We start from the raw sequence: 26,932 nt of genomic DNA, 5'->3' as shown, positions 1-26,932 counted from the left end.
CGACATTTGACTAACAAATTAAAAAAGTCAGGAAGTAATTACTGACTTATTAAAGCAAACTATTAAAATAAAAACACATGAAAAAAGTTTTACTTACATTAGCAGCCGTAGCTGGTTTGACAGTCGCTTCACAAGCACAAGAATTTGGTTTCAAAAAAACTGACTTCATTGTTGAAGGTAATCTTTCTGCAAATACGTCAAATGACAAAACGGATCACATAAAAACAAACTCATTTAACTTCAACCCTTCTGTTGGTTACTTTGTTACTGATAAGATCGCTGTAGGTTTAGATTTCAACGTTGGCAACAATAAAAAAACAACGAATGTTGATCAAGCAAACGAATCATATGTAAAAGGCAATAGTTTTGGAGTAGGTGCTTATGGACGTTACTATTTCCTTGAATTAGGTTCACGTTTCAAAACTTACGCTCAATTAGGTGCTGGTTATGCGCAAGCTGATGGAAAAATCAATGATGGTAAAAATACAATTGATGTTCCTAAAACAAAAGGATTTGGTGCAAACGCTGGTTTGGGTATCAACTACTTTGTAACGCCTAAAATTGCAATCAACTTTGGTTTGACTGATTTATTGTCATTCAAAACTTCAAAACTTGACGTTGACGGAGCAAAATCATCTAACGAATTTAACGCAAACATCAATAGCTTCAATAACTTCTTTGATACAGCTAAATTTGGTTTGACATTCAAATTCTAGTCTGCAAAGCTAGGAATTCAATAATAGAAAAGGCGATAAGATATCTTATCGCCTTTTCTTTTGTTTAAATATCGACTAAATATAGCGCTTTACAATACGTAGTTTATGTGAATATTTATTCAATTCCCGATTAAAGATCCCTTCGTTATCCATTCGATCAATACGTACTTTAGCTGATGCATGAATAATGGTATCCCGATCCAACATAATACCTACATGTGTAATGCGTCCGTCCGCGTTGTCAAAATAAGCCAAATCTCCTGTCTTAATTTCTGAAATAAAATCAACAGTCTCCCCGATTTCCGCCTGCTGATATGCATCTCTTGGCAGGTTAATCCCAAAGCAACTATAAATCAGTTGAGAAAAACCTGAGCAGTCTATTCCCCATTGGGAGCGCCCACCCCACAAGTAGGGTGTATCTTTATAACTCGTGGCGAGTTCAGCAACCTCAGTCTCAAAATCAGATTTGGAAAAGGGATTGACACTGCCTTGGTAAGCCAGGTCTAGCTCACCTAAAATAAACCTATTGGCCTCGTTTAAATAAAGTTTTGTACCGTGGCATACATGAAGTCTATTCCCATCATTAAAAAGTAATCCGCCTTCCCTTCCGACCAAACTTGACGTCCCAGCGAAATAGTGCTCAATTTCTACTGAATCAACTACTATAAATTGACCATTCTGGATCCAGCCCAGATAATTGGTTTCCAACATCCGTATCGCTGTCCAGTCAGTCTCAACGTTCAGAATTTCAAATAATTCCCCAAATAACACTTGGGAAACCATCTCACTTCGATGTGCCTGCTCCGAACGCAAAGGAACCAAAGCAAGTGTACAAATACCATATTTCATTGGCCAAATAAAACAAAATTGTCAAATCTATGATTATATATTATAAAACGAAGATAAATTAATTATAGTAGATATGGAGAATACAAATTTAAAATTCAAAAGAATACTCGTTGCAGTCGATGATGCTCCATGTTCAGAGAAAGCCATTCTATATGCCAGAGAAATGGCTCAGGTATTCAGTGCAGCTGTCGCCCTTGTCACTGTTATCCCCCCGACTTCACCAACAAATTTCGGAGCGGATCCACTATTGGGTCAGCAGCCTATTATCGTACCGGAAGTATCCGAAATGGAACAGGAAAATGCGCAAAAATATCTTGAAAAATTAAGCGAGGAATTTATCGGTTCAGGAGAAATATATCTTTTCAATCGAATTGGATCAATCAAAGAAGAAATTCTTGCGGCTTCACATGAGTGGTCGGCAGATCTAATTATTATGGGATCTAATGGGAGAAGCGGATTTGATCATTTTATTTCAGGTTCTGTATCTGAATCCGTGATTCGCAAGGCAACCTGTCCTGTATTGGTCATACCAAGCAAATGTGATTAGTAGATATGCGATGATGAAATAGTCGAAGCTAAAATATAGAAGCGCCTATTCTTTTTTCTAAGAATAGGCGCTTCTATATTTTAGGCCAATCTGGTTATTTTTTGATCAACCTGGCAACAAACATGCTATCTGCTCTTTCAGTATAACCATCCAGACAACGCATACTTTCCAGTTCAAATCCCAAATTGTTTAAGATATAGTCAACAACTTCCTCATTCTCTGCTTTAAATACGGAGCAGGTTATATAAACCAGCGGCTTACCTACTTTCACATATCCCGCAACATGACTAGCGATAGTTTTCTGCAATGCACTAAATTCCTCAATCTTAGCCGTTTTAAATTCCCGGATCATTTCCGGTGTACGTCCCCAGGTACCCGAGCCTGTACAAGGTGCATCTAATAATACCCCATCAAATTTCTCGTTTCCCAATATCGGATAAGGATCTTTTGTCAGATCCAATATTTTCTTACGGTAATGTTTAATACCAGCATGATCAAATCGCTCATCCAGGTTACGAAGGATACTCATCCGAAGATCAGTTACCAATAAATTAACAGAAGGGCATGCATCCATTAATAAAAGAGATTTACCACCCGATGCAGCACAAGCATCCCACCAGGATTCTCTGTCCTCGGGTTTCATGAATTCAAGCGTACGCTGTGAGGATAAATCCTGTACTTCAACCAGTCCTTCCAAGTTTGAAAAGCGTTGTAAAGAGGTACCATTGGCCAAAGAGATGGTCTGATCACTCAATTCACTATAGGGAATCTGATTTTCGTTTAAAATCGCACGAACGACCTTATTTTTACCTCGCTTTACCCGGATATACAGATGAGGCTGAACCAATTGGCTCTTCAAAAATAGTCTGGTATCAATCTGAGACGAAAAATAGCCTGTGAAAGGAAATAGATCTTCACTTTTTAGTAGTCCTTCAGATTCAAGAAAAGAAATCTTCTGATCTAAAGATAAACCCAACTTATCACTATAAGCAGGTTCAAGTAGATTGACCAAAGGGCTATCGTTTTCGCATAAAAACTCCGCAAGAACCAATCGTCGCTGCTGTGACAACTGTGAAGCTGCTAACCCCAAACGGAAATAGTTGTAACACAGACGGGAAGTGGACCGACGATCCGAAGACCCCATCTGTTTATTCTCCTTAAAAAAAGTCGTTAAATACCGCGAAAACGGTTGATCTCCTTCGAAACCATCCATCGCTCGCTCAAAATTACGTATTTGTTGGTAAACACGTTTTTCACTGAATTCAGCCATTCAAGGATTATTTTCTTTCAAATTTCTTGTTGTGATAAACCATGATCCCCAAAGCTCTATTGGCATACCCCCACTTCGGATAGAATTCAAATCTATAATCGCTATTGAGTCCAGAGAATTTCTCCTGAGTCATATGGCTTACATAATCAACACCGTATTTATGAAGTAGACGCCCAAAATAAACGGCGGCATCATAACCCTTATAAGAAAACTCAGAAGGATCTACTTTATACAGTGATTTGTAATTTGATATAAACTTTTTCGTATCACCGTCAGAATCATTGGCTAAGCTCGAAGAAGTGATCGTCAAACTATAAAAATCCATGTTTTCAAAATTTTCAAAGGAAAGTTTTGAAAGATTTGGATGGCCATATAGCTTGAACTGGTTACCAGGATTCAAGAAACGCTCATCCATAGCATCCAACAATCCTTTGACCAAGTTCTTATTGGCAGTTCCGGATACAACATGATTTGTTCCTGTCAGCACCAGGCTATTATTGAGCTCATTTAGGCTCATAACCGTTTTTACTTTTGCCTGTGCATTCGCCTTTGTGACCTCGCTGGCAAAATTGACCAGGAATTGTTTGCTTTCATCATCTCCGGCATCATAGATCAAAATCTGATCTCCATTATAATACTGATCAGCGACATATTTTGCCATTGTTTCGGAATGGGTCCGTATCGATGGCGTCATGGACACCAAGTTAGGGACACTAAATTCCGAAGCCATCGTAGCCGCCAATGGAGACACCTGGAGGACATTTTTATTCGCAAAGGTCTGTGCAAAACTTCTGATTTCCCGTGGGTAAACTGGACCGACAACAAGTGCAGCATCCTTTACCGTAGCCGCAGTTCCCAAAGACGCATTGTAAGCTACATTATCGCGCGAGTCGATGACCTGCAAATCAAACAGCATTCCATCCTTAGCGATCTTGTCTAGGCCTGCTTGAAAACCCTGGTAAAAGTCCAATGCCAAAGCAGATCGCTCGACATCTTCAGTAGTCACCGTTTTAGCAATGCTATTTAGTTCAAACGGTAAAAGAAGTGCAATTTTATTGTTTTTAACCGAATGGCCATTTACATTTTGCACATCGCCAACTTTTACAGCAGGCTTATCTTTCTCACTGTTTGGTTTGGTGACAGCAGTTTGCTGTTCGCCCCGACTAGAAGAGGGCGAACGCAATACTGTGCTTTTTTTGGTTGTACAGCTGGCGAGGCATAATGCCACGAGTGCTGCAACCCATATTTTATTCCCACTCAATCGTAGCGGGTGGTTTTGAACTGATATCATATACAACTCTGTTTATTCCTTTCACATGGTTGATAATTTCATTTGAAATTTTTGCCAACAGGTCATATGGTAGATGTATCCAATCTGCAGTCATTCCATCAAGAGACCCTACAGCTCTTAAGCTCACAACATGCTCGTAAGTACGTTCGTCACCCATTACCCCTACCGAACGCACAGGTAAAAAGATTGTACCAGCTTGCCATACTTTATCATACCATCCTGATTCCTTCAAGTTACTGATAAAGATTGCATCTGCTTCCTGAACAATCCGTACTCTTTCGGCTGTAATATCACCTAAAATACGAATGGCTAAACCAGGACCTGGAAATGGATGTCTACCTAAAATCGCCTGATCTACCTCTAATGCCTTCCCAACTCTTCTGACTTCGTCTTTAAATAAAGTCTTTAATGGTTCAACAACTTTCAGTTTCATAAAATCAGGCAAACCGCCGACATTATGGTGTGATTTTATTGTTGCTGAAGGTCCTTTAACCGAAACTGACTCAATGATATCGGGATAGATTGTACCTTGTCCCAACCATTTCGCTTCGATTCCTTCTGGTAATTCTTTTTGAATTTCCTTCGCAGCTTCATCAAACACATCAATAAAGGAATTACCAATGATCTTACGTTTTTCCTCAGGTTCAGAAACTCCTGCCAAGCGACCATAAAACAGATCTTTCGCATTAATTCCCTTAATATTTAAACCCATATTTTTGTAAGAATCCAATACCTGCTCATATTCATCTTTACGAAGTAAGCCATGATCTACAAAAATACAATGTAATTTCTGTCCGATTGCATGGTGTAACAATACTGCGGCAACAGTAGAATCTACACCTCCAGATAAAGCCATGATCACATGGTCATTACCCAACTGCTCTTTCAGTGATGCTACAGTAGTCTCCACAAATGCATCTGGAGTCCAGTCCTGCGCACAACCACAGATACCAACAACGAAGTTTTTCAACAAAATAGCACCATCTGTACTATGTGTTACCTCTGGGTGAAACTGTATACCAAAAGTACGTGTACCCTTAACCTGATATGCTGCAACACGCACTTTGTCTGTGCTGGCAATAATATCAAAATTTGCTGGTACCTCTTTGATCGTATCGCCATGCGACATCCATACCTGAGACTGCACAGGTACACCTGCCAATAATTCATTTTCATTATTGACAAATTGCAGATTTGCGCGACCATACTCACGGATTTCAGATGGCAATACATCTCCGCCCGATTGTTGAGCAATGTATTGTGCACCATAACACACTCCTAAAAGTGGAAAACGCTCCTGAATAGCGACAAAATCAATTTGAGGTGCATCCTCTTGTCGAACGGAAAAGGGACTTCCTGAGAATATAACACCTTTCACAGATTCGTCAAAATCTGGCAATTTATTAAACGGGTGTATCTCACAATACACATTTAGTTCTCTGACACGTCTTGCAATTAATTGCGTGTACTGAGACCCGAAGTCTAGAATGATAATTTTTTCTGGCATGCTGCAAAGGTAAGTATTACGAATGAATTATTAAATGTCAAATCAGGAAATAATACCTGCTTTTAACAGTTCAATTTCCATTTCTTTTTGTAGTTTTAGGGCCTCTTCACGTGCGCGTTCTGCAAAATCACGTCCTTTTGAAGCATATATAATTCCTCTTGTGCTATTGACCAAGAGTCCACAGTCTTTATTCATACCATATTTGCAAACATCTTCCAATGAACCACCCTGTGCACCGACCCCCGGTACCAATAGGAAATGTTCTGGAGCATGCTCACGAATTTTAATAAAGCCTTCCCCTCTCGTTGCACCGACCACATACATTAAATTGTCGGTACTGCCCCAGGTATTTACTTTATCGATGACTTGTTCAAATAACTGAAGCCCTTCCTTGTTTTCAAAATTCTGAAAATCTAAACTTCCCTCATTAGAGGTCAAGGCTAATACAATAGCCCATTTATCTTTGAACTCCAAAAAAGGTGTAACCGAATCTTTTCCCATGTAAGGAGCAATGGTTATGCTATCAAATCCTAAACCGGAGTTTGACTCATCAAAAAAAGCCATAGCATAACGACCTGAAGTATTTCCAATATCACCCCGTTTGGCATCAGCAATACTAAAACAATCTTTCGGTAATGCTGCCCAAGTTTTTTGAAGCGACTGCCACCCTTTTAATCCGTAACATTCATAAAAGGCAATATTGGGCTTATAAGCGACACATAAATCAGCTGTAGCATCAATAATAGCTTTATTGAAACTATAGATCGGATCCTCATCATCCAAAAGGTGCTCAGGAATCTTAGTAAGGTCTGTGTCCAATCCGACACATAAAAACGAACGTTTCTCTTTAATTTGATGGATAAGTTCTGCTCTGGTCATGCTAATGTATAGATCGTAATTATTTATTGATTAAATCTTGAATAAAGGTTGCCACATCGGGTGTAGAGTAATCGGCCATACCCTCATGCCGTGTCGCTAACTTGCCATCCTTGCCCAAAATCACGGTACTTGGAATAGACTCTGAAAGCCATTCTTTGGGAATATCGCTGTTTGGATAACTAATCGGCAAGGTTAACTTCTCATTCTTGACAAAAGCAGCAGCCTTCTCTTTATCACCCTCTATCTCCACAATCAGAAATACAATATTCGGATTGTCCTTAAATTTATCGTAAAGCACATTAATAGAAGGCATCTCGGCTCGGCATGGCCCACACCAAGTCGCCCAAAAGTTGATAAAAACGACCTTACCCTTTAAGTCCGCTACTTGAATGGTTTCGCCCATCGGATTAACAAAAGAAACGGTGTTGCTGACAGGTTTCGCTACAGCATCAATTGGCTCGGCAACCTCTTTTGGTGCTTCCAATGTCGGTTTAAATAAACCGATTTTCATCAGCATCTGTTGAAAATAGCTCCTACTCGTCGGCCATATTAATAAACCAATAAGTAGTACAAATACAACATTCCCGATTATCTTTTTTGTTTTTGGATTCATAAAGAATAATTACGGCAGATTAAGCGTCAAATTTGTCCAACAATTTTAGCAAAGTCGCAAAGTCTTTTGGATAAGGCGCCTCAAACACCATCTTCACACCATTCAATTCAAACTCAACATGTTTGGCATGTAGGGCAAAACGTTTCATGATCGGTTGCTCCTCCTCATCCTTGGATAAGGTATAGCCCCTTTTCTTTATTTGTGACAAATAAACGGGTTTACCGCGGTACATGCTATCTCCTACGATTGCAGCGTGCTGCGTTGCCAAGTGGATACGGATTTGGTGCATACGTCCGGTAATCGGTTTACACTCCACCAAGGTGTAATTCTTATAGTATTTAAGCGAATTAAAGATAGTTTCGGCTGGTTTACCATTGGCACGGTCAATAGAGACACTTTTGTTGCCCTGATTCAAAATAGGCAAATCAACCACGAGATCCTGAAAAGTGTGTGTACCACCAATGATTGCATGGTAGATCTTGTTAACTCTCCTTTTTTCGAATGCAATGGAAATCGAGCGGTAAGTTTCCGGATTTTTCGCAATCAATAAAATACCTGAAGTCTCCTTATCCAAACGATGGCAGACTTGAGCGTCAGCATGATATTTCTTTGCCAAACGGAGAATGTTAATCTCTCCCCCCTCCCTTTCGTCCAAAGAAGCAACAAAAGGTGGTTTATTTATAACAATCAAATTTTCATCCTCATGGATTATTAATTCTGAAAATTTGGGAAATTTAAATAGACGGGTTTCATTCTGTATCATTTTACAAAAATACAAAACACAAGGCAGAATATTGGCCAATGTATGATAAAAACCTTACTTTTGGGCATATAATATAAGTTAAGATGTCTGTAAACAAAGAAATAAAACGAGTAAGCACAGCGATGCTACAAGCAATGAAAGACCGCAAAGAGAAGATTTCTATGCTGACGAGCTACGATTACTCCATGGCCAAAATGGTGGACAGCGCTGGTGTGGATGTCATTCTAATCGGAGATTCTGCAGCCAATGTATTCGCCGGCTATGAAACTACCCTGCCCATTACCCTCGACAATATGATCTATCACGCAGCAGCAGTTGCCCGGGGTACCGAACGCGCCATGGTCTTAGCAGACTTACCTTTTGGTAGCTATCAAGGCTCGGCCAATGAGGCTTATAATGCTGCTGTTCGCATGATGAAGGAATCTGGTGCCCACGCCCTGAAATTAGAAGGTGGCCTAGAGATCATCGAAAATATCAGAAAAATTATTTCCGGTGGAATCCCCGTTTGTGGACATTTGGGCTTAACACCGCAATCCATTAATAAGTTTGGAAATTTTGGTGTACGTGCCAAAGAGGAACAAGAAGCAGCCAAGCTTATGGAAGATGCCTTAGCCCTACAAGAAGCAGGTTGTTTTGCCATCGTATTGGAGAAAATTCCAGCAGCTCTAGCAAAGACAGTAACCGAAAAATTGGCTATTCCAACAATTGGAATCGGTGCTGGCGCAGATTGTGATGGACAAGTGCTCGTGATCAATGACATGTTGGGCATGAATGCTGACTTTAAACCTAAGTTTATGCGGCATTTCGCCAATCTACATGAGCAGATCACTACAGCAGTAAGTAATTATGTAGCTGAAGTCAAAGCAGTCCAATATCCAAACACTGAAGAACAATACTAAGTAAAGCGCTATGAGATTGTTGATTATAGGACTAATTCTCCTTGTGGCCTATCTGATGCTTCGAAAAAAGTTTAATTTTTTCGAAGCATCAGACACGAGTTCCAAAAACTTAAAATCGGGATTCCAATTGATAGAAGCACCAGCTGCTCTTATTCAATCCACCTTAAAGAAAACAATCTCCAATGTCATCATGGGCCTGGTGCTGATCCTCATCACGGTGTTACTCTTTGTCAAAATTAAAATCGTGTTGCTTCTCCTCCCCATAGCCTTCTTTTTAATTGGATACCTCTTTCTTTTCAACAATCACTTCAGCAAGATCAAAAGCCAACAGATCTGGTTTAACGCCAAAACAAATGAAGTTTTTGTTGAGCAGCTTAAGGCAGAAAACTATGCTTTTAACATTTTCCAAGATGTACGAGCTGTACAAAAGATTGAATCTGTCCAAACAACAAGAGGTTTACTCTATGGCTATTATCGGATAAAACTAAAAGATCAGCTCTTAGAAATCCCCTATTTACTGGCTGAAAATAAACCGACCAACAATCTGTTTTTTGATACGCTTACCCAAAACTTTAAAATTGAAACACAGAAAAGAATTTTCCCAATCATTTAACACTTAGTAAATTGCAAATACAAAAGAAAAATGGTACATTTAGGTTAATCAATAATACATTGTTAAAACCAAAATATTTTATACTATGGGAAAAGGTGATATCAAAACCAGAAGAGGAAAAATATCAAATGGTTCTTTTGGAAAAAGAAGGCCACATTTATCGAAAGCTTCCATCAAGCCGAAAGTAGGTGATGCAGCACCAAAAGAAGTTGAACAGAAAGCAGCTAAAACGAAAAAATAGTACACATAAAGCTAGAACAGGTTTCTAGCTTTTTTTATAGCATGTAGTCCCATTAGTGGATATACGGGCAAATTCATTGTTATCTTGTAGTCTGTATTGTAAAATCCTTTTGACAACCGGTATCATCATTAGAATAAACCTATCTTTATCCGTCAAATCAAAAAACCACATAAGGACTATACCGCATGAATAAAAAAACGACCCTCTACATCATTTTAGCCTGTGCTGTCATTGGAGGGGGATATTTCCTCTTAAATCCAAAAAAAGACAAGAAAGAAAGCGATAAATCTGCTATCAGAAAGGATGCCCCTATCCCTGCACAGGCGATTATTGCAAAGTCATCTGTAGCGGATCGTTCCATCAATTTGTCTGGAAGTATTGATGCCGAAGAAAAGGTGGAGATCAGAAGCGAAGTCAGTGGTCGAATTACAAAAATCTACTTTTCTGAGGGGCAGCGAATCCAACAAGGACAGCCCTTGATCAAGATTGATGATATCGAGCTACAGGCGCAGCTTAAACAGGCGCAAACAACAAATCAGTTAAATGCCGAAAATGAGCGTCGCGCAAAACTTTTGCTCCAAAAGGGCGCGATCAGCCAGGAAGAATTTGATATCGCCAGTGCAGCACTTAAAACTTCGCAGGCCCAGATCCAGCTGATTCAGGCACAGATTTCCAAAACAACCATACGTGCACCATTTAGCGGGATGATCGGCTTAAGGAATATTTCCGTTGGTGCTATCGTCTCATCCAATACGCTGATCGCAAATTTGGTCAAGGACAATTCAGTTAAGATTACCTTCGCTATTCCAGAGAAATACAGCAACGTCGTCAAACTAAACACTCCCATCGAATTTAGTGTTGCCAATGACCCTACAGTCATCAAAGCAAATATCTATGCCATAGAGCCTGAAGTATCCCTGAATACCCGCACCCTGACCGTCCGTGCGCGGGCAGCAAATGAACAAGGTCGACTTCGGGTAGGGTCTTTTGTCAATGTCATCCTTCCGATAGAAGTGGAAAACGACGCTATCGCTATCCCAACAGAAGCGATCGTTCCGGTCCAAGATGGAAAAAAAGTCTTTATATTACAGAATGGACTGGCCAAAGAAACCAAAGTTGAAACTGGCGCCCGCACCGATAAGGAGATTGTTATCCTATCGGGTATAAGTGCTGGAGATACCGTATTGACAACAGGTGTTCTCGCATTAAAAGATGGAGTGAAGGTTAAAGTATCATTAGCTAACTAACTGTACATGAATTTATCTGCCGTTTTTATTAAGCGCCCTGTGCTAACCATTGTCGTCAATATTACGATTATTCTATTTGGCTACATTGGCTTTAGCTTTCTGGGTGTGCGTGAATACCCTTCCATTGATCCGGCGATCGTATCGGTGCGCACCAACTATGCTGGTGCCAATCCCGATATTATCGAATCCCAGATCACCGAGCCTTTAGAGAAAGCGATTAACTCCATCGATGGTATCCGCAACATATCCTCCTCCAGCAATCAGGGATCCAGCAATATCACCATCGAATTTGATTTAAAGAAAAATCTGGAAGAGGCCGCCAATGACGTCCGTGACAAGGTGTCCCAAGCGGTGAGAAGTTTGCCTCAGGATATCGATGCCCCTCCCGTTGTGTCAAAAGCCGATGCGGACTCCGACCCCATCATTACGCTCACCTTGCAAAGCGAAACGAGGGATAAACTATCATTGAGCGACTATGCCGAAAATGTTATCTCCGAAAGATTACAGACCATCCCCGGCGTCAGTAGCACGCAAATCTATGGTCAAAAACGATATGCCATGCGGCTATGGCTCAACCCCGACCGGATGGCAGCCTACGGCATTACCGCCTCCGATATCCGTACCGCACTAAATAACCAAAATGTTGAATTACCTTCTGGTAAAATTGTTGGTAATACCACCGAATTAACTGTAAAAACAGTAGGAAACCTTTCAACACCGGAGCAATTTAACAATATTGTCCTAAAAGCAGATAGTACGCGCTTGGTTAAGTTTATAGACATTGGCCGTGCCGAAATTGACGCAGAAAATTTAGAGACCAAAATGGTCAGTAATGGCAAACAACTGGTCGGCGTTGCCATTATTCCACAGCCAGGTACAAATTACCTTGATATAGCCGACAATTTTTACAAGATGCTCGATCAGATGAAAGAAGATATCCCACAGGATATCAGTATCAATATCGCATCCGACAACACCAAATTCATCAAAAAATCCGTTGTAGAGGTTGCTGAGACCTTACTGATTTCCATCATCTTGGTTACGCTGATCATCTATTTCTTCTTTCGTGACTGGGGAATAGCCTTGCGACCGCTATTGGATATCCCAGTTTCATTGATCGCGACTTTTTTTATCATGTACATTTTTGGCTTTTCGATCAATGTACTTACCCTGCTTGCAATTGTATTGGCGACAGGGCTCGTAGTCGATGATGGGATTGTCGTTACCGAAAATATTTTTAAGAAAGTTGAAGAAGGCATGTCCCCTATTGAAGCTGCGTTAAAGGGCTCAAAGGAGATTTTCTTTGCTGTTATTTCCATTTCCATTACACTTGCTTCTGTTTTCTTACCTGTCATATTTCTGGAGGGATTCGTCGGCCGACTGTTTCGGGAATTCGGTGTGGTCATCGCGTCGGCTGTATTGGTATCAGCCTTTGTTTCACTGACGTTAACTCCTATGCTTAATGCTTACCTAATTAAGGGCGGCGGTCACAAAAAGACCCGCTTTTATGAATGGACTGAACCGATGTTTGTAAAAATGAACAAAGGTTACGCCAATTCCCTGGATAAATTCATGAAATTCAAATGGATAAGCTTCCCCATCTTATTGATCTGTTTTGTCATCATTGCGGTGATTTTCTCCTCGATAAAAAAAGAAACAGCTCCTTATGACGACCGGAGTGCCATAATGGTCAATGTTACTGGACCCGAGGGAGCAACCTATGAATACATGGATCGTTATATGCAGGAACTGGATAAACTGGTTTACGATTCGATTCCCGAAAATAAGATCAGTTTGAATATCACCTCTCCGGGTTTCGGGGCAAGTTCTGTCAACTCTGGGCGTATTCGGATGACCCTGGTCGATCCGGAAGAACGTACAAGGTCGCAGGATGATGTTGCAAAAGAGCTGACCAAATGGACAAAAAAATACGATGGGGTACGTGTCAATGTATCGCAGACGCCAACCATTTCAATGAACCGTCGAGGCGGTTTACCAGTGCAATATATTATTCAGGCACAAAACTTTGAAAAGCTTCAGGAAAAAATACCGGAATTTATGAATGAGGTGAATAATGATCCGACATTCTCAACAACAGATATCAATCTGAAGTTTAACAAACCCGAACTTCATGTCGAGATCGATCGCTTAAAAGCCCTAAGTATGGGCGTATCTGTACTCGATGTATCCCAATCCCTTCAATTATTGTTAAGCGGTCAGCGTTTTGCTTATTTTATGCGTGATGGCAAGCAATATCAGGTGATTGGGCAGGTTGATAACAATAGACGGGCAACACCAACAGATCTGACCTCAATTTATGTACGCAATAATATCGGACAGCTCATCCAACTCGATAATGTTGTCAATGTCAAAGAAGAAAGTAGTCCGCCTCAACTATACCACAATAATAGGTATATGTCTGCGACAGTGTCTGCAGGCTTGGCTCCGGGCATGAGTATGAGTGACGGTATCGCTGCAATGGATCGTATCAAGGAGAAAGTATTGGATCAAAGTTTTACCACTGACCTCAGTGGCGAATCCCGTGATTTCGTCGAAAGTAGTTCCAATACTCTATTTGCTTTTGGATTGGCCCTACTGTTGATCTATTTGATATTAGCAGCTCAGTTTGAAAGCTTCCTAGATCCTTTTATCATCATCCTTACAGTCCCAATGGCTGTCGCCGGTGCACTGATCAGTCTATGGTTATTTGATCAGACCTGGAATATATTCAGCCAGATCGGAACCATTATGTTGATAGGTCTGGTGACGAAAAACGGGATCTTGATTGTTGAATTTGCCAACCAGATGCGGGAAGAAGGTATGGAAAAATTTGAAGCGATCATGCACTCGGCCGAATCACGCTTGCGACCGATCTTAATGACCAGTCTGGCCATTGCACTCGGTGCATTACCCATTGCGATGTCCCTGGGTGCGGCCTCTACGAGCCGTATAGGTATGGGGGTTGTCATCGTCGGTGGTACCATATTCTCGTTGATACTGACCTTGTTTATTATCCCTGCAATTTATTACATGTGGTCAAGACCAAAGAAACACAGACCTGAATTTGATAACATAAAAAGCTACGAATAGATCAGACATGAAGAGAAATGTAATCATAACACTGCTGCTTAGTTTCATCCTAATTCAAGCCCATGCACAACAAATGTTGACGCTAGAAGAAGCATTGACAACCACTTTGAGCAACAACTTTAATATCCTTTTGGCCAAAAATGACAACAAAATAGACATTGAAAACACAAGCCTCGGTAGTGCTGGAATGCTGCCTGCAGTCACCGGAACTTTTAGCCGGAGCAATTCTATCCAAAATTCCCGGCAAGTAAGAAATGACGGGCAGGTGCAGCAGATTTCCAACGCGAAAAACGACAACATGTCCTATGGAGTCAATCTCAACTGGACAGTATTTGACGGATTCGGTATGTTTGCCCGTCGCGATAGGTTCAAAGAAATACAGCGTCAAGGTGAGGCCGAAATCAAATTTGAGGTAATCAGTCAATTGAGTGAAGTTATCGCTACCTATTACGGTTTAGTGCAACAAAAGCGTTTATTGAATGCTTTAGATACGACCATTACCCTGTCTCAATATCGCGTTACCCTAGCCGAGAACCGTTTGGAGATCGGAAAGGGATCTAAATTAGATTTACTGAATGCAAAAGTAGATCTAAATACTGATCAGACCAATTTGCTACGTCAACGGGAGAGTTTCCAAAACACCAAGACCTACCTGAACCAGCTCATGACCCGTGATCTAGGCATAGATTTTCAAGTTGAAGACGAAATGAAATTGGATACCGACCTTAAACTGGGCGATCTGATCCAGATCGCGGATCAACAGAATCCGCAGGTACAGCTCGCGCTTATCAACAGACGAGTTGCCGAACTAAACCTAAAGGCAGTAAAATCAGAACGTTATCCCAAAATAGGCCTGAATACAGGCTATAACTGGAATGAATCTCACTCCTCATTGGGTTTCTCCACTGAGAACAAAAATAAAGGTCTCAACTATGGCGTTACTGCTTCCCTGAATATCTTTAATGGATTTATTCAAAACAGAAATGAAAGGATTGCCAAATTTCAGGTACAAAGCACCGAAATACAGATCCAACAACAAAAGCAGAGTATACAGGCACAAGTTAGGACACTATTTCAAACCTATATCACTAACATCGAATTAGCGGACGTAGAAAAAAAGAATGAGGAGCTCGCCAAAGAAAATCTAAATATCACCATGGATAAATTCCGTATAGGAACAATCACGACTCTTGAGGTTAGAACGGCGCAACTAAATTATATCAATGCCATGACACGAAGCTATACTGCACAATACGATGCAAAGGTTTCGGAAATACGCCTGAAAGAATTAACAGGCGAAACATATTAGTTTTCATGAATTATTTTGCTGCAAGTGAGCAGCAGAACCAATCTGTTCACATTGGAAATTGACTATTAAAAAAGCTCCTGAAAAATTTCAGGAGCTTTTTTAATAGTCAATTGCAATAATAGACCGAAGTGGGATCAATACGCCACTTTTGATCTGGATATATCTATCGGTTAATGACCACACTGTGGTTTCGATACGCTTTGGTCCGGAATCTGTTTGAAAGGCTATTTCAGTCTTGGATTTAAATTCGTTTCCCAACCGAAGGGCCCCTTTCAATTTATCCATAAAACTCGATGACTTATCTTCACTCGCAGGGATAAATTTAAATTGAGGAATTTCCTCTTTAGCTATTAGTTCTCCAACCATAATATTAGCATTTAATGTGTAAATTTAATGTTTCGCGTTACACTAGATATAACGTGATAAAGCCAATCTTATTTTATTATTTTATGCCATTGGCTTATTTAAATGTACCTAATCCGATGATAATAATCAATTAAATATTTGAAAACTATCATTTATTTTACAATAAAAAAACGATTGACAGCTTTCCGCTTTTTTGTCTATTTATGCCCAAAAACTGCCCAACAGTTCATATTATCGGAATATCTTAAAATTTTGTCATTTCATTTTGAATTTAAGCCACAAATCAGTCATATTGCCTAATTTTGCAAAAAACTAAACAACAGATGGAAAAATCAGTCTTTGAGAAAAACTGGGAAATTTATTTCACACAATGTTACTCCAATGGTCGTATCCGTTTCTCCGACTTGTCAAATATTCTTCAACTTACTGCTGGCGAACATGCGACCAATGTTGGTTTCGGTTTTAAAGAAATGGCCAAACACAATCAAACTTGGGTGCTCAGTCGAATGCGTATTGAAATCAACAGATTACCCAAATGGATGGACATTGTCCAGGTAAAAACATGGATACAAGAACTGGAAGGTGCGCGCTCTACACGTAATTTCGAAATTTTAGTGAATGGGCAGGTGTATGTCACGGCGACAAGCTATTGGGCGGTAATCAATACCGTAAAAAGAAGTTCCGAAGATCTGGCTATTTCGGCTGCGGGCTTTACAACTTACCCCGATCGCCCTGCAACACAACGACCATTCTCAAAGTTGGATATTTCTCAGCTTGTCAAAAATATAGATCAATATATTGTCAAGTTATCCGACCTTGATATTGTCAATCATGCCAATAATGTCAAATACCTGGATTGGTGTATGGATAGACTCCCAATCGAACTCGTGCTGACCAATCAGATCAAATCGTTGGAGATGAATTACCTCAGAGAACTTCGTTACAATGACACAGTGGACATTAACGGTGATTCAACGGATAAAGGCTATTTTATGACCGTGACAAAACAACAACGTATTCATTTTGCACTGGAAGTAGAAACCAAATAACAATAAAATAAAAAAGGAGGCTTGGACCTCCTTTTTTATTTTGCGTAAAGCATATGTACTATGCAAATGCCTTGTCTCCTTTTTTGTAAGGAAAGTTCCCGTCATATTTTCCAGGAATTTTGACAAAACGTAATGCTTTTGTACAACCCAATTCTGAGTTAAAGAAACCTGTCAACGTCAATTGCTTAAACATTGTGAACCAGTGTGGTGGATCATTTTCTACGTAATTATACAATTGATTTTGTTTTTCTTTGTTTTTCTCCAGGATGTCCTTTTGCTCTTCAGCTTGTTTCTTATTAAACTCATTTGCTTCTTTATCCAAAGCTGCTGCTACCGCTGTGCGATCTGCAGCCGAAAGCTCAAGGAAAGGTTTTCCTTTGACTTCTTTTGCTTTATTATCCAAGCTTGCAAGACCAGTTATAAATGCTTTCTGTTGCTTTTCAGTGTAACAGTCACGGACCATCACAGGAATAAAGCTTCCTACACCAGCTTCTTTCGCTCCAGGAGTAGCTGTTGCAGGTAAAATAGCCTCAGCTAAATCGCCCAACAAATCTGTCGTTTTTGCTTCAAATAAGCCTTCCACATCCTTTGTAGCCGAACGCGTACAGCCTTCCAAAAATAAATTGGCGCCGATAACGGTACCTCCTAAAATCAAGGCAACCCGTTGTAATGCTTCTCTTCTATTCATACTACTAAATATCTTAATTTTAGAAATTATATTTCATTTCCCAACCTTGTCTGTAATTACGTTTGACATACTGATTCACATGATCAAAGTTTGTCACACGCATATTGTCATTATCCCATAACAATTTTAGATTACGTCCTGGATATTTTCCATCTAAACGTAAATCAGCGCCTCTAATTGCTAGGTTAGCCATCAACAAAGCTTCAGTTAATGGGCCAGCAATTTCAAATGGTGAACTTACTTCTTTTTTACCATAACCAGCTTGACAAGCTTCCACCCATTGTGCATAGTGACCTGACTCTTGTCCCGGTACGCGTGCATATTTCTGAGCAACTTGATCTTTTCTTGATGTTGGTAACAAACGTGCATTTTGACCGTAAGTATCCGCAAGGATCTTACCTTTGGTACCAACTAACAAGATACCGTTACCACCATCACCGAAGATTTCATTTGGCCCCAGTTCATCCGGACGTGCAGGTTGAATACCACCGTCCATCCAATGTAATGTTACAGGACCATTTGTACGCGGTGTTTTAGGGAATGTCAATGTTGCATGACTTGATGGCGGGCAGCTCTCAGGGAAATAACCACGTTTGAACTCATCCACATAAACAGAACCTACAGTTGCCTGTACATCTTGCACATAAGTCAGACCTAAAGTACTGAAAGGAACTTCCAACAAGTGACAACCCATATCACCCAATGCACCAGTACCGTAATCCCACCAGCCACGCCAGTTGAACGGCACCAATTTATCTACATACTCCTTGTGAGGAGCAGTTCCCAACCAAAGATCCCAATCCAATTCTTTCGGAATTTCAGCCTTACCTGTAGGCCATGCAATACCGGAAGGCCATACTGGACGGTCAGTCCAGCAATATACTGTATGTACATCACCGATTAAACCAGCTTCGTACCATTCACGGACAAAACGTGGCCCATCGTTGGATGCCCCTTGGTTTCCCATCTGGGTTACAACTTTATATTTCTTCGCGGCATGCGTCAGTGCTCTTGCTTCCCAGACATCATGAGTCAATGGTTTCTGAACATAGACGTGCTTGCCCAATTGCATCGCTGCCAAGGCCTGAATCGCATGTTGATGATCTGGAGTAGAAACAGAAACAGCTTCAATGCGTTTATGCTCTTTATCCAACATCTCACGATAATCTTTATAATATTTTGCTTTTGGGTAACGTTTCAACGCACCCGCAGCACGACGATCATCCACGTCACATAAGAAAGCGAGATCCGCTTTACCTGAATCATGAAATGAGTTAATGTCGCTGAACCCTTTACCACCTACACCAATACCAGCTATTTGTAACTTATCACTAGGAGCGATGAAACCATTTCCTCCTAATACATGACGAGGAACGATCATAAAGGCTGCCGCAGCGGTTGCCGCAGTCTTTAAGAAATCTCTTCTACTCGACTTATTTGAGTTATTTTCCATTGTTATCAATCTTTAGCTATTAGATATTACCTTTTTTCAATTCACTAACTGCATAATCGACCGCACGCGCAGTAAGTGCCATATAAGTAAGTGAAGGGTTCACACAACCAGCAGAAGTCATACATGCACCGTCTGTAACAAATACATTCAATGCATCCCAAACCTGGTTATTACCGTTCAATACAGATGTTTTAGGATCGAGACCCATACGCGCTGTTCCCATCTCATGGATACCTTGGCCAAGTCCATATACGTTGTCATATGTATAGGTATCTTTTACGCCAATGCTTTCCAGCATTTCCTTCATTTCATTTTGCATGTCAGCACGCATCTTCAATTCATTATCTTTGATTTCGGCATCAAATGATAATACAGGCAAACCCCATTTATCTTTTTTGCTTTTATCAAGCGTAATTTTATTTTCATGGTACGGTAAGGTTTCTCCGAAAGCCGTAAAGCCCACGTTCCAGTTACCTGGTTCACAGATAGCATCTTTCCATGCACCACCAACTTCCATCTCTGCAACAGCACCAGACCAACGGCCTCTACCTGCAGCACCTTGATAGCCAAATCCACGAACGTAATCACGTTTCTTCGTATCGCCATCAACGTTGACAAAACGTGGCACATATAAGCCTGTTGGACGACGTCCAAAAACATAGCTATCCAAATATCCTTCCACATTACCACCGGCACCACAACGGAAGTGGTGATCCATTAAATTGTGACCAAGCTCTCCACTGCTACTTCCAAGACCACCTTCCCATACGTCGGTAGCTGAGTTCATCAATACCCAAGTCGAATTTAGTGCCGATGCGCACACAAAAATAACCTTAGCAAAGAACTCATAGGTTTTGTTTGTTTCAGCATCAACAATTTCAACACCCTTCGCTTTTTTCGTATTTTTATCGTAGATAATCTTTGTAACAATAGAAAACGGACGTAATGTTAGGTTGTTCGTTTTTTTCGCTGCCGGTAAAGTTGCCGATTGTGTACTAAAATAAGCACCAAAGTTACAACCTAACCAACATTGATTTTGATATTGACAGTTGACACGGCCCTCATGTGGCACAGTGATATTCGCTGTCCGTCCCATAATGAAATGACGCTTGCCACCGTATTGTTTTTTCAATCGTTCAGCCAAATCCTTTTCAACAATATTCATCGGCATTGGCGGCATATAATCACCGTCAGGAAGCGAAGCAACCCCGTCTCTATTCCCAGAGATACCAGCAAATTTTTCCGCATAGCTATACCAAGGTGCAATATCTTTATAACGGATCGGCCAATCTACCCCATGCCCATCTTTCAAGTTAGCCTCGAAATCTAGGTCACCAAGGCGATAAGATTGTCTACCCCACATTAATGATCTACCACCTACATGATACCCACGATACCAATCAAAACGCTTCACCTCTGTATAAGGGCTATCTTTCTCATTCGCCCAAAGGTCAAGGTTCTTTTCGTTCAATGGATAATCTCTGCGCAATACTGGATAATCCTCAATCATTTGCTGGGTACGACCACCAGCATGAGGCCATTCCCATGGCATTTTGTTTGGCGCAGTATAATCCTTAATGTGTTCGATGTTACGACCACGCTCTAGCATAATTGTTTTCAGTCCTTTTTCTGTCAATTCTTTCGCAGCCCATCCACCACTTATCCCAGAACCGATTACAATCGCGTCATAAGTATTTGTTGCCATCTCTCTTCTAATTATTTGTTTTTAAATAGTTATTTTTTCTGTTTAGTGTGCAGCCTTGGCATTATCTACTTTCTCATCTTTAAAGAGAGCTAGAAAGATAAAAAACACCACTGCGGCAATAATTGCGGGAACGACCCAAGTATGATTCCAAAATGCAGCTAAATCTGTTGCTTTCAAATCTTTGTATTTATCACCTACATAACTTGCAACCCAGAACCCGATCAACTGACCTACACCGTAAGTTGCCAATGTTATCAATCCTTGTGCTGCAGATTTGTATTTAATACCAGCTTTGCTATCTGTATAAATCTGTCCCGAAACAAAGAAAAAGTCATAACAGATTCCGTGTAACGCGATACCGATAAGCAGCATGAACGAAAGTTCACCAGCATTGCCATAAGCAAACAATAGATAACGAATCACCCATGCCAACATCCCTACCAAAATCGTCTTCTTGAATCCAAATTTTGTAAAGAAAACCGGAAGCGCCAACAAGAACAAGACCTCTGAAGCTTGACCAATCGTCATCTTACCTGTTGGGTTTTCCAAACCGATTTCTGTCAGAAATAGGTTCGCATTTGAATAATAGAATGCTAAAGGAATACAGATTAATACGGAGGATACAAAAAAGATCAAAAAGTTTTTGTCTTTCAACAATTTGATGGCATCCAGACCAATAATTGATGCAAATGATGGTTTCTCACCTTCATCCAGTTTAACCGGAGGTGTTTTTGGTAAAGCAAAGGAAAATACGCCCAATACCAAAGAAGCTACACCTGACATCAGGAATGTATTCTTCAGTGCGCCATCAGAAGCCGCCGCATCCCATTTGAAGATATAGCTAATTGCTAAACCTGCCACAATCCAACCAATTGTCCCCCAGATACGTATAGCCGAAAACTGCTTCTCCGGATTGGTCAATTGACGAAATGAAACCGAACTTGCTAAAGCTAATGTTGGCATATACAAAACCATATAAGCCAATACATAAGGATAAAAAGTAGACATATCGGCCGCACCATACATCTGATACATTAATACGGCACCGACCAAGTGCAAAACACCCAAAATACGCTCGGCATTAAAATAACGATCGGCAATCATTCCTACAATAAAGGGAGCGATAATCGCACCCAATGACTGTGTCGAGAATACATTGGCCATTTCGAAATCTGTTGCATGCAGATTCTTACTCAAAAAAGTGCCTAATGTGACAAACCATCCCCCCCAAATAAAAAATTCAAGGAACATCATGAAGGATAGTTTAAATTTTATTGTTGATGAAATCATAAATAAATGGTGTTTTACAATACTACTAATTGGTTTTACCTGCTCAATTTAAGAAATTAAATCTAATTGTCAATAGTACACTATTAAAATATTACAAAAAGCTATCGACCTCACGGTAGGCAGTTACCAATCTGTCTTCTCCCTCTTTACCGGGCTTAGAATTACCATGTTCCATACCCATTATACCCCTATATCCTTTAGTATGAATATGTTTGAAGACATTTTTATAATTGATCTCTCCTGTAGTGGGTTCTTTACGGCCCGGATTATCACCAATTTGAATATAGGCAATTTCATCCCAGCAACGGTTCATGTTAGCAATCAAATCCCCTTCTGTACGTTGCATATGGTAGATATCGTACAATATTTTACAAGAAGGACTATTGACAGCCTTACACATCGCATAGGTTTCATGCGTCTGTTGTAAAAATAATTCCGGCGTATCACTTAGAGTCTCTAGCACCATCACCAGACCATGTGGTTCGAAGATCTCTGCCCCTCTACGCATCGCCTCAAGGATATTGCTGAATTGATTTCCCCAAGGTAATCTCCGTTCATAAAATCCAGGGACTACCGTAAGCCATTTTGCATTACAGCGCTTGGCCGCTTCTACAGACTTATGACAGGTTTCGACAAATTTGTCTAAGAACTCTTTTTTACCTGTCGCTAAGGAAGGCATCCAATTTTGACCGCCATCAACGACAAATACACCCATCGTCATTCCCAATTTAGCCAATAGGTCTCCTACTTTCTTTTGCTCGTCCAATGTACGACCGAGGTAACCGTTATCTTCAATTCCCCTGAAACCCAAATCATGCATATAGCGGATTTCGTCCAGAAAGTTGTCCCCTGCGTGATTCTTGAACATCCCTTGATGTGGTGCATAATTTAGATTGAATGTCTTTCCTTTATCCATCATATTGGTCGCATTTTGGTTTGTTGAGGCAAATGTATGCCCAGATAATCCGGCTCCAGCGGCCAAAAGGCCACTTTTTATAAAATCAGATCTTTTCATTTTGTTTATAGTTGATTAATTTTTAAATAATTTACCAAATCCATCTGAATAAATCGTCTGAATGGCTTGGTTTTTATTCTTATAAATGACAAAAACTTCCACGTCTTTCAATTTCCTGGCCTTCGCGATAATCTCTGTCGGTTCCATTCCCATAAAGTAGTTGTCCAAAGCATCAGCATCCATGGCGGTTCTGGTATATACAGTAACACTTAATACACTGGTTGTATAAGGGAATCCTGTACCCGGATTGATATGATGCCCTAGTTTTTTATCCTTATATTTAATAAATTTCTCAAAACTACCAGCTGTGGTTAGCGCACCGGAGTTGAGTTGGACAACCGCTGTCATGATATCCTCCTGCTTGTTTTCGTCGGGCTGGACAATCCCAATGGAAAAGCCCTTTTGTCCTGGTGGAGTTCCCGAAGCTCTAATTTCACCGCCTACTTCCACCATATAATTGGAAATTCCTTTATGTTCGAGGTAATCAGCCAGCATATCGACAGTATACCCTTGTGCGATACCATTGACATCAATCTTAACCCCCTGCTTTTTCTTGATTAGCTGCTTGCGATTGACTTTAAGATGATGCATGCCTACAAATTGTTTCGCGGCATAAACTGTTGCCGAATCCGGAGCAACCTGACTTTTTTTAACACCAAAGCCCCAAAGGTTGACCAGTGGGGCAATAGTAATATCGAATTGGCCTTTAGATAGTTTGTTGTATCGGAATGAAGCCGCAATGACATAGGCCATATGCTTATCCATTTCAATCTGCATAACGCTGTCCTGGTTGAACAAGGATATTTTCGAATCCTTGCGATAGATCGACATCGATAGATCGATAACTTTTAAGATGCTATCAATCTCCGACCGCCTGACAAGACTATCCGAAGCGAAATAAGTAACGTGAAACTGCGTGCCTTGTGCGGGGCCTTCCAGGCGAATCTTGCTTAACTTTTTTTGACCAGTTTGTGCCTGTAAACCAAGCGCCCCAATAATAAAAAAGAATATACAGCAGATTTCCCTATTTAGCCCCATCACTGCACTGCTATTATATATAAAGGTTTGTATTTTGACCGGGGTTTGCTACAGCGTAAAAACCCTCTGTATCAGGAAGTAATTTCGGTTTAGCATCCCACGCCAGTACATCTGGTCCCAATTTGATCGTTGATTTCAATGCCTCATCCCATTTGATAACCTTACCTGTATAACAAGCAATACGTCCGATGATCCCCGTTAACGTGCTATAAGCACCATATTCTGCATTGTCAAACTTATACTCACCTTTAGTGATTGCTTCAAAAAGTTCTTTGTGCTCTTGTTGGTAAGGATTTGGATTACCTTTCGCGTCATGGCGATAGATCTCCTTACCTTTCCAATCATACAATACAGCCTGTCCACCAGCCGAAAGATATACACGACCTTTTGTCGCCTGAAACTGCTCATCAACGCGATTTTGTATTCCTTCAAAATGTCGACATTGGCTATACACCACACTGTTGTCTGCATAGGTCAGTTCGAGTGCAAAATTATCATAGATTTCGCCGTATTCTTTACCAGTACGGTGTGCTCTACTTCCTGTACCTTGGATCGATACCGGATAAGAACCTTTCACCCAGTTGGCAATGTCAATGTTGTGTACATGTTGCTCAACGATGTGGTCACCACACAACCAGTTGAAATAATACCAGTTACGCATCTGATATTCCATTTCAGATTGTTCTGGTTTACGTGGGCGTACCCATACCCCGCCCGAATTCCAATACACCTGTCCTGAAGTAATATCACCGATTGCGCCGTCATGGATACGCTTGATCGCTTCACGATAGTTGGTCTGATAGCGACGTTGCAAACCGACGACAACATTCAATTTTTTGCGTTTAGCCTCAGCAGCCGCACGTATAACTTGTTGCACACCTGGAATATCAACAGCAACAGGTTTCTCCATAAAAACATGTTTTCCCTGACGGATTGCTTCTTCAAAATGTGTTGGTCTAAACCCTGGAGGCGTCGCTAAAATAACAACATCAGCTAATTTAATAGCCTCTTTATAAGCATCAAATCCTACAAATTTATGGTTATCGCTGACATCGATTTTATCTTGCCATTTCTCTTTAAGCGTATTATATGTACTATCTAAATTATCTTTAAATGCATCAGCCAAAGCAACAACTTTGATATTCGCTCCTGAGCTTAGGGCGTCAAATGTAGCACCGGTACCTCTACCTCCACAGCCAACTAAAGCCACTTTGATGACATCAGAACCAGCAGCATAGGCTCCGGATAAAGGCAGTGAGCTTAACATGGCACCGCCTGCAACCATGGCAGAAGTTTTAATAAAATCTCTTCTTTCTAGATTTTCCATAACAGTTTTATATTGATTATTTTATTTTTTAAAAATCTTTAATTGGTTTTTTATCATAATAAGCCATAATTTCTTCATGACTAGGTGGATTCAACGGTCGTACTAAACGCATACCGACAAATGGTGCTTCGGGAAACCACCAATTACTTTTTGGAACCTGAGGGTCCAATTGTTTCCAAATTGGGTCTGAGGCTCCACGGGCAGCCGAACGAAGATCTGCTGCAGCATGATCGAACGCTCCACCACGGACAACATGCGGATACAAAGTCGTTGGAACGACAACTGGATTCGTTAACACCTTATCTTTACCTTCAGTATAGCTATCGGCTTTGTATTGGTCATAGGTCCATTCCCCCACATTACCATAAATATCATAAAGGCCCCAAGGATTAGGTTTCTTCTCTCCTACAGCATGCGTTTTTTGCTCCGAATTATCTTTAAACCAGGCATAATCACCTAATTGAGCCTCTTTATCTCCAAAAAAATAAGCGGTCTTAGCCCCGGCACGTGCAGCATATTCCCATTCCGCCTCCGTTGGCAGACGATAGAATACACCTGTACGTACATATAACCATTTACAAAATTGAATCGCATTATAGTGCGTCATGGCAAGTGCAGGATGCTCTTCTTTACCAAAACCAAATGTCATATCAAGGTAGGGTTTCGTGGGTCTGGTGACGGCGTCTATTTCCGGCGCAACCTTACCATCTTTGCTTTTTGCGATTTCGTAATCTTTGTACAGAAAAGGCTCAAACAAATCCCAGGTCACTTCATACTGCCCCATCCAGAACGGATCAAGTTTAACCTCATGTACCGGCTTTTCATCATCCTTCCCGCCAGTGACAGATCCCATTTTGAAGCTTCCGCCCGGGATTGCTACCATTTTAAACGAAAGATTGGTCCCTTCAATGGTCTGCTCATAAGGATCAAACTTCTTTTGAGCAATAGCATGTACCCCGGCAAACAGCAAAACAGGAATTAAGAATCTTTTTAACATATTTAGGTTTCTATTTAAAGACTAAAATATAAAATAAGGTGTATACTTTACACTTTGACATTATAACTTTTTTATTACAGTTTAATTCTTACACAAAGGAACCTTTTGTAATAACGGTTTAGCAAGCAGACTTGCCCACTCCACAGGGAGGTTAAGGTTAGTCAAAAAAA

The 26,932-nt window shown here is 40.6% G+C and carries 25 protein-coding genes; 9 read left to right on the top strand and 16 right to left on the bottom strand.

Annotation, left to right across the window (positions count from 1 at the left end):
* Positions 1-77: 77 nt before the first annotated feature.
* Entirely contained in the window at positions 78-716 is a 639-nt protein-coding gene (locus AC07UV_RS07190) for an outer membrane beta-barrel protein (RefSeq protein WP_495183177.1), read from the top strand.
* Between the two features lie 75 nt (positions 717-791).
* On the opposite strand, the gene AC07UV_RS07185 is transcribed toward AC07UV_RS07190, so the two are convergent.
* A complete protein-coding gene (locus tag AC07UV_RS07185) occupies positions 792-1,565 on the bottom strand; it encodes a C40 family peptidase (protein WP_282255072.1) in 774 nt (257 codons plus the stop codon).
* A gap of 73 nt (positions 1,566-1,638) precedes the next feature.
* On the opposite strand from AC07UV_RS07185, the gene AC07UV_RS07180 reads away from it, so the two are divergent.
* On the top strand, positions 1,639-2,112 hold the full coding sequence (locus AC07UV_RS07180; protein WP_495183176.1) for a universal stress protein: 474 nt from the start codon (positions 1,639-1,641) through the stop codon (positions 2,110-2,112).
* A 94-nt stretch (positions 2,113-2,206) separates the two neighbouring features.
* On the opposite strand, the gene AC07UV_RS07175 is transcribed toward AC07UV_RS07180, so the two are convergent.
* The 6 genes from AC07UV_RS07175 to AC07UV_RS07150 are packed head-to-tail and all read right to left on the bottom strand — an operon-like array spanning position 2,207 to position 8,435.
* A complete protein-coding gene (locus AC07UV_RS07175; protein ID WP_495183175.1) occupies positions 2,207-3,382 on the bottom strand; it encodes an RsmB/NOP family class I SAM-dependent RNA methyltransferase in 1,176 nt (391 codons plus the stop codon).
* Between the two features lie 7 nt (positions 3,383-3,389).
* A complete protein-coding gene (locus tag AC07UV_RS07170) occupies positions 3,390-4,673 on the bottom strand; it encodes an ABC transporter substrate-binding protein (protein WP_282255076.1) in 1,284 nt (427 codons plus the stop codon).
* The gene (gene guaA / locus AC07UV_RS07165; protein ID WP_282255078.1) at positions 4,630-6,180 is read right to left on the bottom strand and encodes a glutamine-hydrolyzing GMP synthase; all 1,551 of its coding nucleotides are present in this window, start codon (positions 6,178-6,180) and stop codon (positions 4,630-4,632) included. The genes AC07UV_RS07170 and guaA overlap by 44 nt, the downstream gene beginning before the upstream one ends.
* 42 nt (positions 6,181-6,222) lie before the next feature.
* Entirely contained in the window at positions 6,223-7,059 is an 837-nt protein-coding gene (gene pyrF / locus AC07UV_RS07160; protein ID WP_282255079.1) for an orotidine-5'-phosphate decarboxylase, read from the bottom strand.
* Positions 7,060-7,078: 19 nt separating this feature from the next.
* Positions 7,079-7,672, bottom strand: coding sequence for a TlpA family protein disulfide reductase (locus AC07UV_RS07155; RefSeq protein ID WP_282255080.1), 594 nt, complete (start codon positions 7,670-7,672; stop codon positions 7,079-7,081).
* A gap of 19 nt (positions 7,673-7,691) precedes the next feature.
* Entirely contained in the window at positions 7,692-8,435 is a 744-nt protein-coding gene (locus AC07UV_RS07150) for an RluA family pseudouridine synthase (RefSeq protein WP_165306596.1), read from the bottom strand.
* Between the two features lie 83 nt (positions 8,436-8,518).
* On the opposite strand from AC07UV_RS07150, the gene panB reads away from it, so the two are divergent.
* The 6 genes from panB to AC07UV_RS07120 all read left to right on the top strand — a co-directional run bounded on the left by panB (position 8,519) and on the right by AC07UV_RS07120 (position 15,834).
* Complete coding sequence (gene panB / locus AC07UV_RS07145; RefSeq protein WP_282255083.1) at positions 8,519-9,334, top strand: 3-methyl-2-oxobutanoate hydroxymethyltransferase; 816 nt, start codon at positions 8,519-8,521, stop codon at positions 9,332-9,334.
* A gap of 10 nt (positions 9,335-9,344) precedes the next feature.
* Positions 9,345-9,947, top strand: a complete 603-nt coding sequence (locus tag AC07UV_RS07140; protein ID WP_282255084.1) for a hypothetical protein — start codon at positions 9,345-9,347, stop codon at positions 9,945-9,947.
* An 85-nt stretch (positions 9,948-10,032) separates the two neighbouring features.
* The gene (locus tag AC07UV_RS07135; protein ID WP_282255085.1) at positions 10,033-10,188 is read left to right on the top strand and encodes a 30S ribosomal protein THX; all 156 of its coding nucleotides are present in this window, start codon (positions 10,033-10,035) and stop codon (positions 10,186-10,188) included.
* Between the two features lie 185 nt (positions 10,189-10,373).
* Positions 10,374-11,435 carry an efflux RND transporter periplasmic adaptor subunit gene (locus AC07UV_RS07130; RefSeq protein ID WP_495183174.1) on the top strand — a complete coding sequence of 354 codons (1,062 nt, stop codon included), beginning with the start codon at positions 10,374-10,376 and terminating at the stop codon, positions 11,433-11,435.
* Positions 11,436-11,441: 6 nt separating this feature from the next.
* Complete coding sequence (locus AC07UV_RS07125; RefSeq protein ID WP_259178633.1) at positions 11,442-14,525, top strand: efflux RND transporter permease subunit; 3,084 nt, start codon at positions 11,442-11,444, stop codon at positions 14,523-14,525.
* 7 nt (positions 14,526-14,532) lie between these two features.
* Positions 14,533-15,834: a TolC family protein gene (locus AC07UV_RS07120; RefSeq protein WP_495183173.1), complete on the top strand. Its 1,302-nt coding sequence runs from the start codon at positions 14,533-14,535 to the stop codon at positions 15,832-15,834.
* A 99-nt stretch (positions 15,835-15,933) separates the two neighbouring features.
* On the opposite strand, the gene AC07UV_RS07115 is transcribed toward AC07UV_RS07120, so the two are convergent.
* Complete coding sequence (locus AC07UV_RS07115) at positions 15,934-16,200, bottom strand: hypothetical protein (RefSeq protein ID WP_223579705.1); 267 nt, start codon at positions 16,198-16,200, stop codon at positions 15,934-15,936.
* A gap of 323 nt (positions 16,201-16,523) precedes the next feature.
* On the opposite strand from AC07UV_RS07115, the gene AC07UV_RS07110 reads away from it, so the two are divergent.
* The gene (locus tag AC07UV_RS07110; RefSeq protein ID WP_223579696.1) at positions 16,524-17,249 is read left to right on the top strand and encodes an acyl-[acyl-carrier-protein] thioesterase; all 726 of its coding nucleotides are present in this window, start codon (positions 16,524-16,526) and stop codon (positions 17,247-17,249) included.
* A gap of 58 nt (positions 17,250-17,307) precedes the next feature.
* Here the strand turns inward: AC07UV_RS07110 and AC07UV_RS07105 are convergent, their stop codons facing one another.
* The 8 genes from AC07UV_RS07105 to AC07UV_RS07070 all read right to left on the bottom strand — a co-directional run bounded on the left by AC07UV_RS07105 (position 17,308) and on the right by AC07UV_RS07070 (position 26,762).
* On the bottom strand, positions 17,308-17,937 hold the full coding sequence (locus tag AC07UV_RS07105; RefSeq protein ID WP_282255090.1) for a gluconate 2-dehydrogenase subunit 3 family protein: 630 nt from the start codon (positions 17,935-17,937) through the stop codon (positions 17,308-17,310).
* Between the two features lie 19 nt (positions 17,938-17,956).
* Positions 17,957-19,390, bottom strand: coding sequence for a Gfo/Idh/MocA family protein (locus tag AC07UV_RS07100; protein WP_120258079.1), 1,434 nt, complete (start codon positions 19,388-19,390; stop codon positions 17,957-17,959).
* 19 nt (positions 19,391-19,409) lie between these two features.
* Positions 19,410-21,095 (bottom strand): GMC oxidoreductase, encoded by a 1,686-nt coding sequence (locus tag AC07UV_RS07095; RefSeq protein WP_223579688.1) that lies wholly within the window; start codon positions 21,093-21,095, stop codon positions 19,410-19,412.
* A 42-nt stretch (positions 21,096-21,137) separates the two neighbouring features.
* A complete protein-coding gene (locus tag AC07UV_RS07090) occupies positions 21,138-22,382 on the bottom strand; it encodes an MFS transporter (RefSeq protein ID WP_120259249.1) in 1,245 nt (414 codons plus the stop codon).
* A 94-nt stretch (positions 22,383-22,476) separates the two neighbouring features.
* Entirely contained in the window at positions 22,477-23,400 is a 924-nt protein-coding gene (locus tag AC07UV_RS07085; RefSeq protein ID WP_223579685.1) for a hydroxypyruvate isomerase family protein, read from the bottom strand.
* A gap of 15 nt (positions 23,401-23,415) precedes the next feature.
* Positions 23,416-24,438, bottom strand: a complete 1,023-nt coding sequence (locus AC07UV_RS07080; RefSeq protein WP_495183172.1) for an FAD:protein FMN transferase — start codon at positions 24,436-24,438, stop codon at positions 23,416-23,418.
* Positions 24,439-24,451: 13 nt separating this feature from the next.
* A complete protein-coding gene (locus AC07UV_RS07075; RefSeq protein ID WP_282255094.1) occupies positions 24,452-25,765 on the bottom strand; it encodes a Gfo/Idh/MocA family oxidoreductase in 1,314 nt (437 codons plus the stop codon).
* 28 nt (positions 25,766-25,793) lie between these two features.
* Positions 25,794-26,762 carry a formylglycine-generating enzyme family protein gene (locus AC07UV_RS07070; protein ID WP_495183171.1) on the bottom strand — a complete coding sequence of 323 codons (969 nt, stop codon included), beginning with the start codon at positions 26,760-26,762 and terminating at the stop codon, positions 25,794-25,796.
* Between the last annotated feature and the right edge of the window lie 170 nt (positions 26,763-26,932).

Source organism: Sphingobacterium sp. GW821-FHT03E03 (assembly GCF_059420745.1).
The sequence above is the reverse complement of the archived record's forward strand: the minus strand, read 5'-3'. Positions and strand labels throughout refer to the sequence as shown.

Coding starts and splice junctions, on each gene's coding strand:
- AC07UV_RS07185 (WP_282255072.1), bottom strand. CDS start 1,565: ATGAAATATGGTATTTGTACACTTGCTTTGGTTCCTTTGCGTTCGGAG.
- AC07UV_RS07135 (WP_282255085.1), top strand. CDS start 10,033: ATGGGAAAAGGTGATATCAAAACCAGAAGAGGAAAAATATCAAATGGT.
- AC07UV_RS07190 (WP_495183177.1), top strand. CDS start 78: ATGAAAAAAGTTTTACTTACATTAGCAGCCGTAGCTGGTTTGACAGTC.
- AC07UV_RS07130 (WP_495183174.1), top strand. CDS start 10,374: ATGAATAAAAAAACGACCCTCTACATCATTTTAGCCTGTGCTGTCATT.
- AC07UV_RS07120 (WP_495183173.1), top strand. CDS start 14,533: ATGAAGAGAAATGTAATCATAACACTGCTGCTTAGTTTCATCCTAATT.
- guaA (WP_282255078.1), bottom strand. CDS start 6,180: ATGCCAGAAAAAATTATCATTCTAGACTTCGGGTCTCAGTACACGCAA.
- AC07UV_RS07170 (WP_282255076.1), bottom strand. CDS start 4,673: ATGATATCAGTTCAAAACCACCCGCTACGATTGAGTGGGAATAAAATA.
- AC07UV_RS07155 (WP_282255080.1), bottom strand. CDS start 7,672: ATGAATCCAAAAACAAAAAAGATAATCGGGAATGTTGTATTTGTACTA.
- AC07UV_RS07100 (WP_120258079.1), bottom strand. CDS start 19,390: ATGGAAAATAACTCAAATAAGTCGAGTAGAAGAGATTTCTTAAAGACT.
- AC07UV_RS07175 (WP_495183175.1), bottom strand. CDS start 3,382: ATGGCTGAATTCAGTGAAAAACGTGTTTACCAACAAATACGTAATTTT.
- AC07UV_RS07085 (WP_223579685.1), bottom strand. CDS start 23,400: ATGAAAAGATCTGATTTTATAAAAAGTGGCCTTTTGGCCGCTGGAGCC.
- AC07UV_RS07070 (WP_495183171.1), bottom strand. CDS start 26,762: ATGTTAAAAAGATTCTTAATTCCTGTTTTGCTGTTTGCCGGGGTACAT.
- AC07UV_RS07125 (WP_259178633.1), top strand. CDS start 11,442: ATGAATTTATCTGCCGTTTTTATTAAGCGCCCTGTGCTAACCATTGTC.
- AC07UV_RS07105 (WP_282255090.1), bottom strand. CDS start 17,937: ATGAATAGAAGAGAAGCATTACAACGGGTTGCCTTGATTTTAGGAGGT.
- panB (WP_282255083.1), top strand. CDS start 8,519: ATGTCTGTAAACAAAGAAATAAAACGAGTAAGCACAGCGATGCTACAA.
- AC07UV_RS07075 (WP_282255094.1), bottom strand. CDS start 25,765: ATGGAAAATCTAGAAAGAAGAGATTTTATTAAAACTTCTGCCATGGTT.
- AC07UV_RS07080 (WP_495183172.1), bottom strand. CDS start 24,438: ATGGGGCTAAATAGGGAAATCTGCTGTATATTCTTTTTTATTATTGGG.
- pyrF (WP_282255079.1), bottom strand. CDS start 7,059: ATGACCAGAGCAGAACTTATCCATCAAATTAAAGAGAAACGTTCGTTT.
- AC07UV_RS07115 (WP_223579705.1), bottom strand. CDS start 16,200: ATGGTTGGAGAACTAATAGCTAAAGAGGAAATTCCTCAATTTAAATTT.
- AC07UV_RS07095 (WP_223579688.1), bottom strand. CDS start 21,095: ATGGCAACAAATACTTATGACGCGATTGTAATCGGTTCTGGGATAAGT.
- AC07UV_RS07140 (WP_282255084.1), top strand. CDS start 9,345: ATGAGATTGTTGATTATAGGACTAATTCTCCTTGTGGCCTATCTGATG.
- AC07UV_RS07150 (WP_165306596.1), bottom strand. CDS start 8,435: ATGATACAGAATGAAACCCGTCTATTTAAATTTCCCAAATTTTCAGAA.
- AC07UV_RS07180 (WP_495183176.1), top strand. CDS start 1,639: ATGGAGAATACAAATTTAAAATTCAAAAGAATACTCGTTGCAGTCGAT.
- AC07UV_RS07110 (WP_223579696.1), top strand. CDS start 16,524: ATGGAAAAATCAGTCTTTGAGAAAAACTGGGAAATTTATTTCACACAA.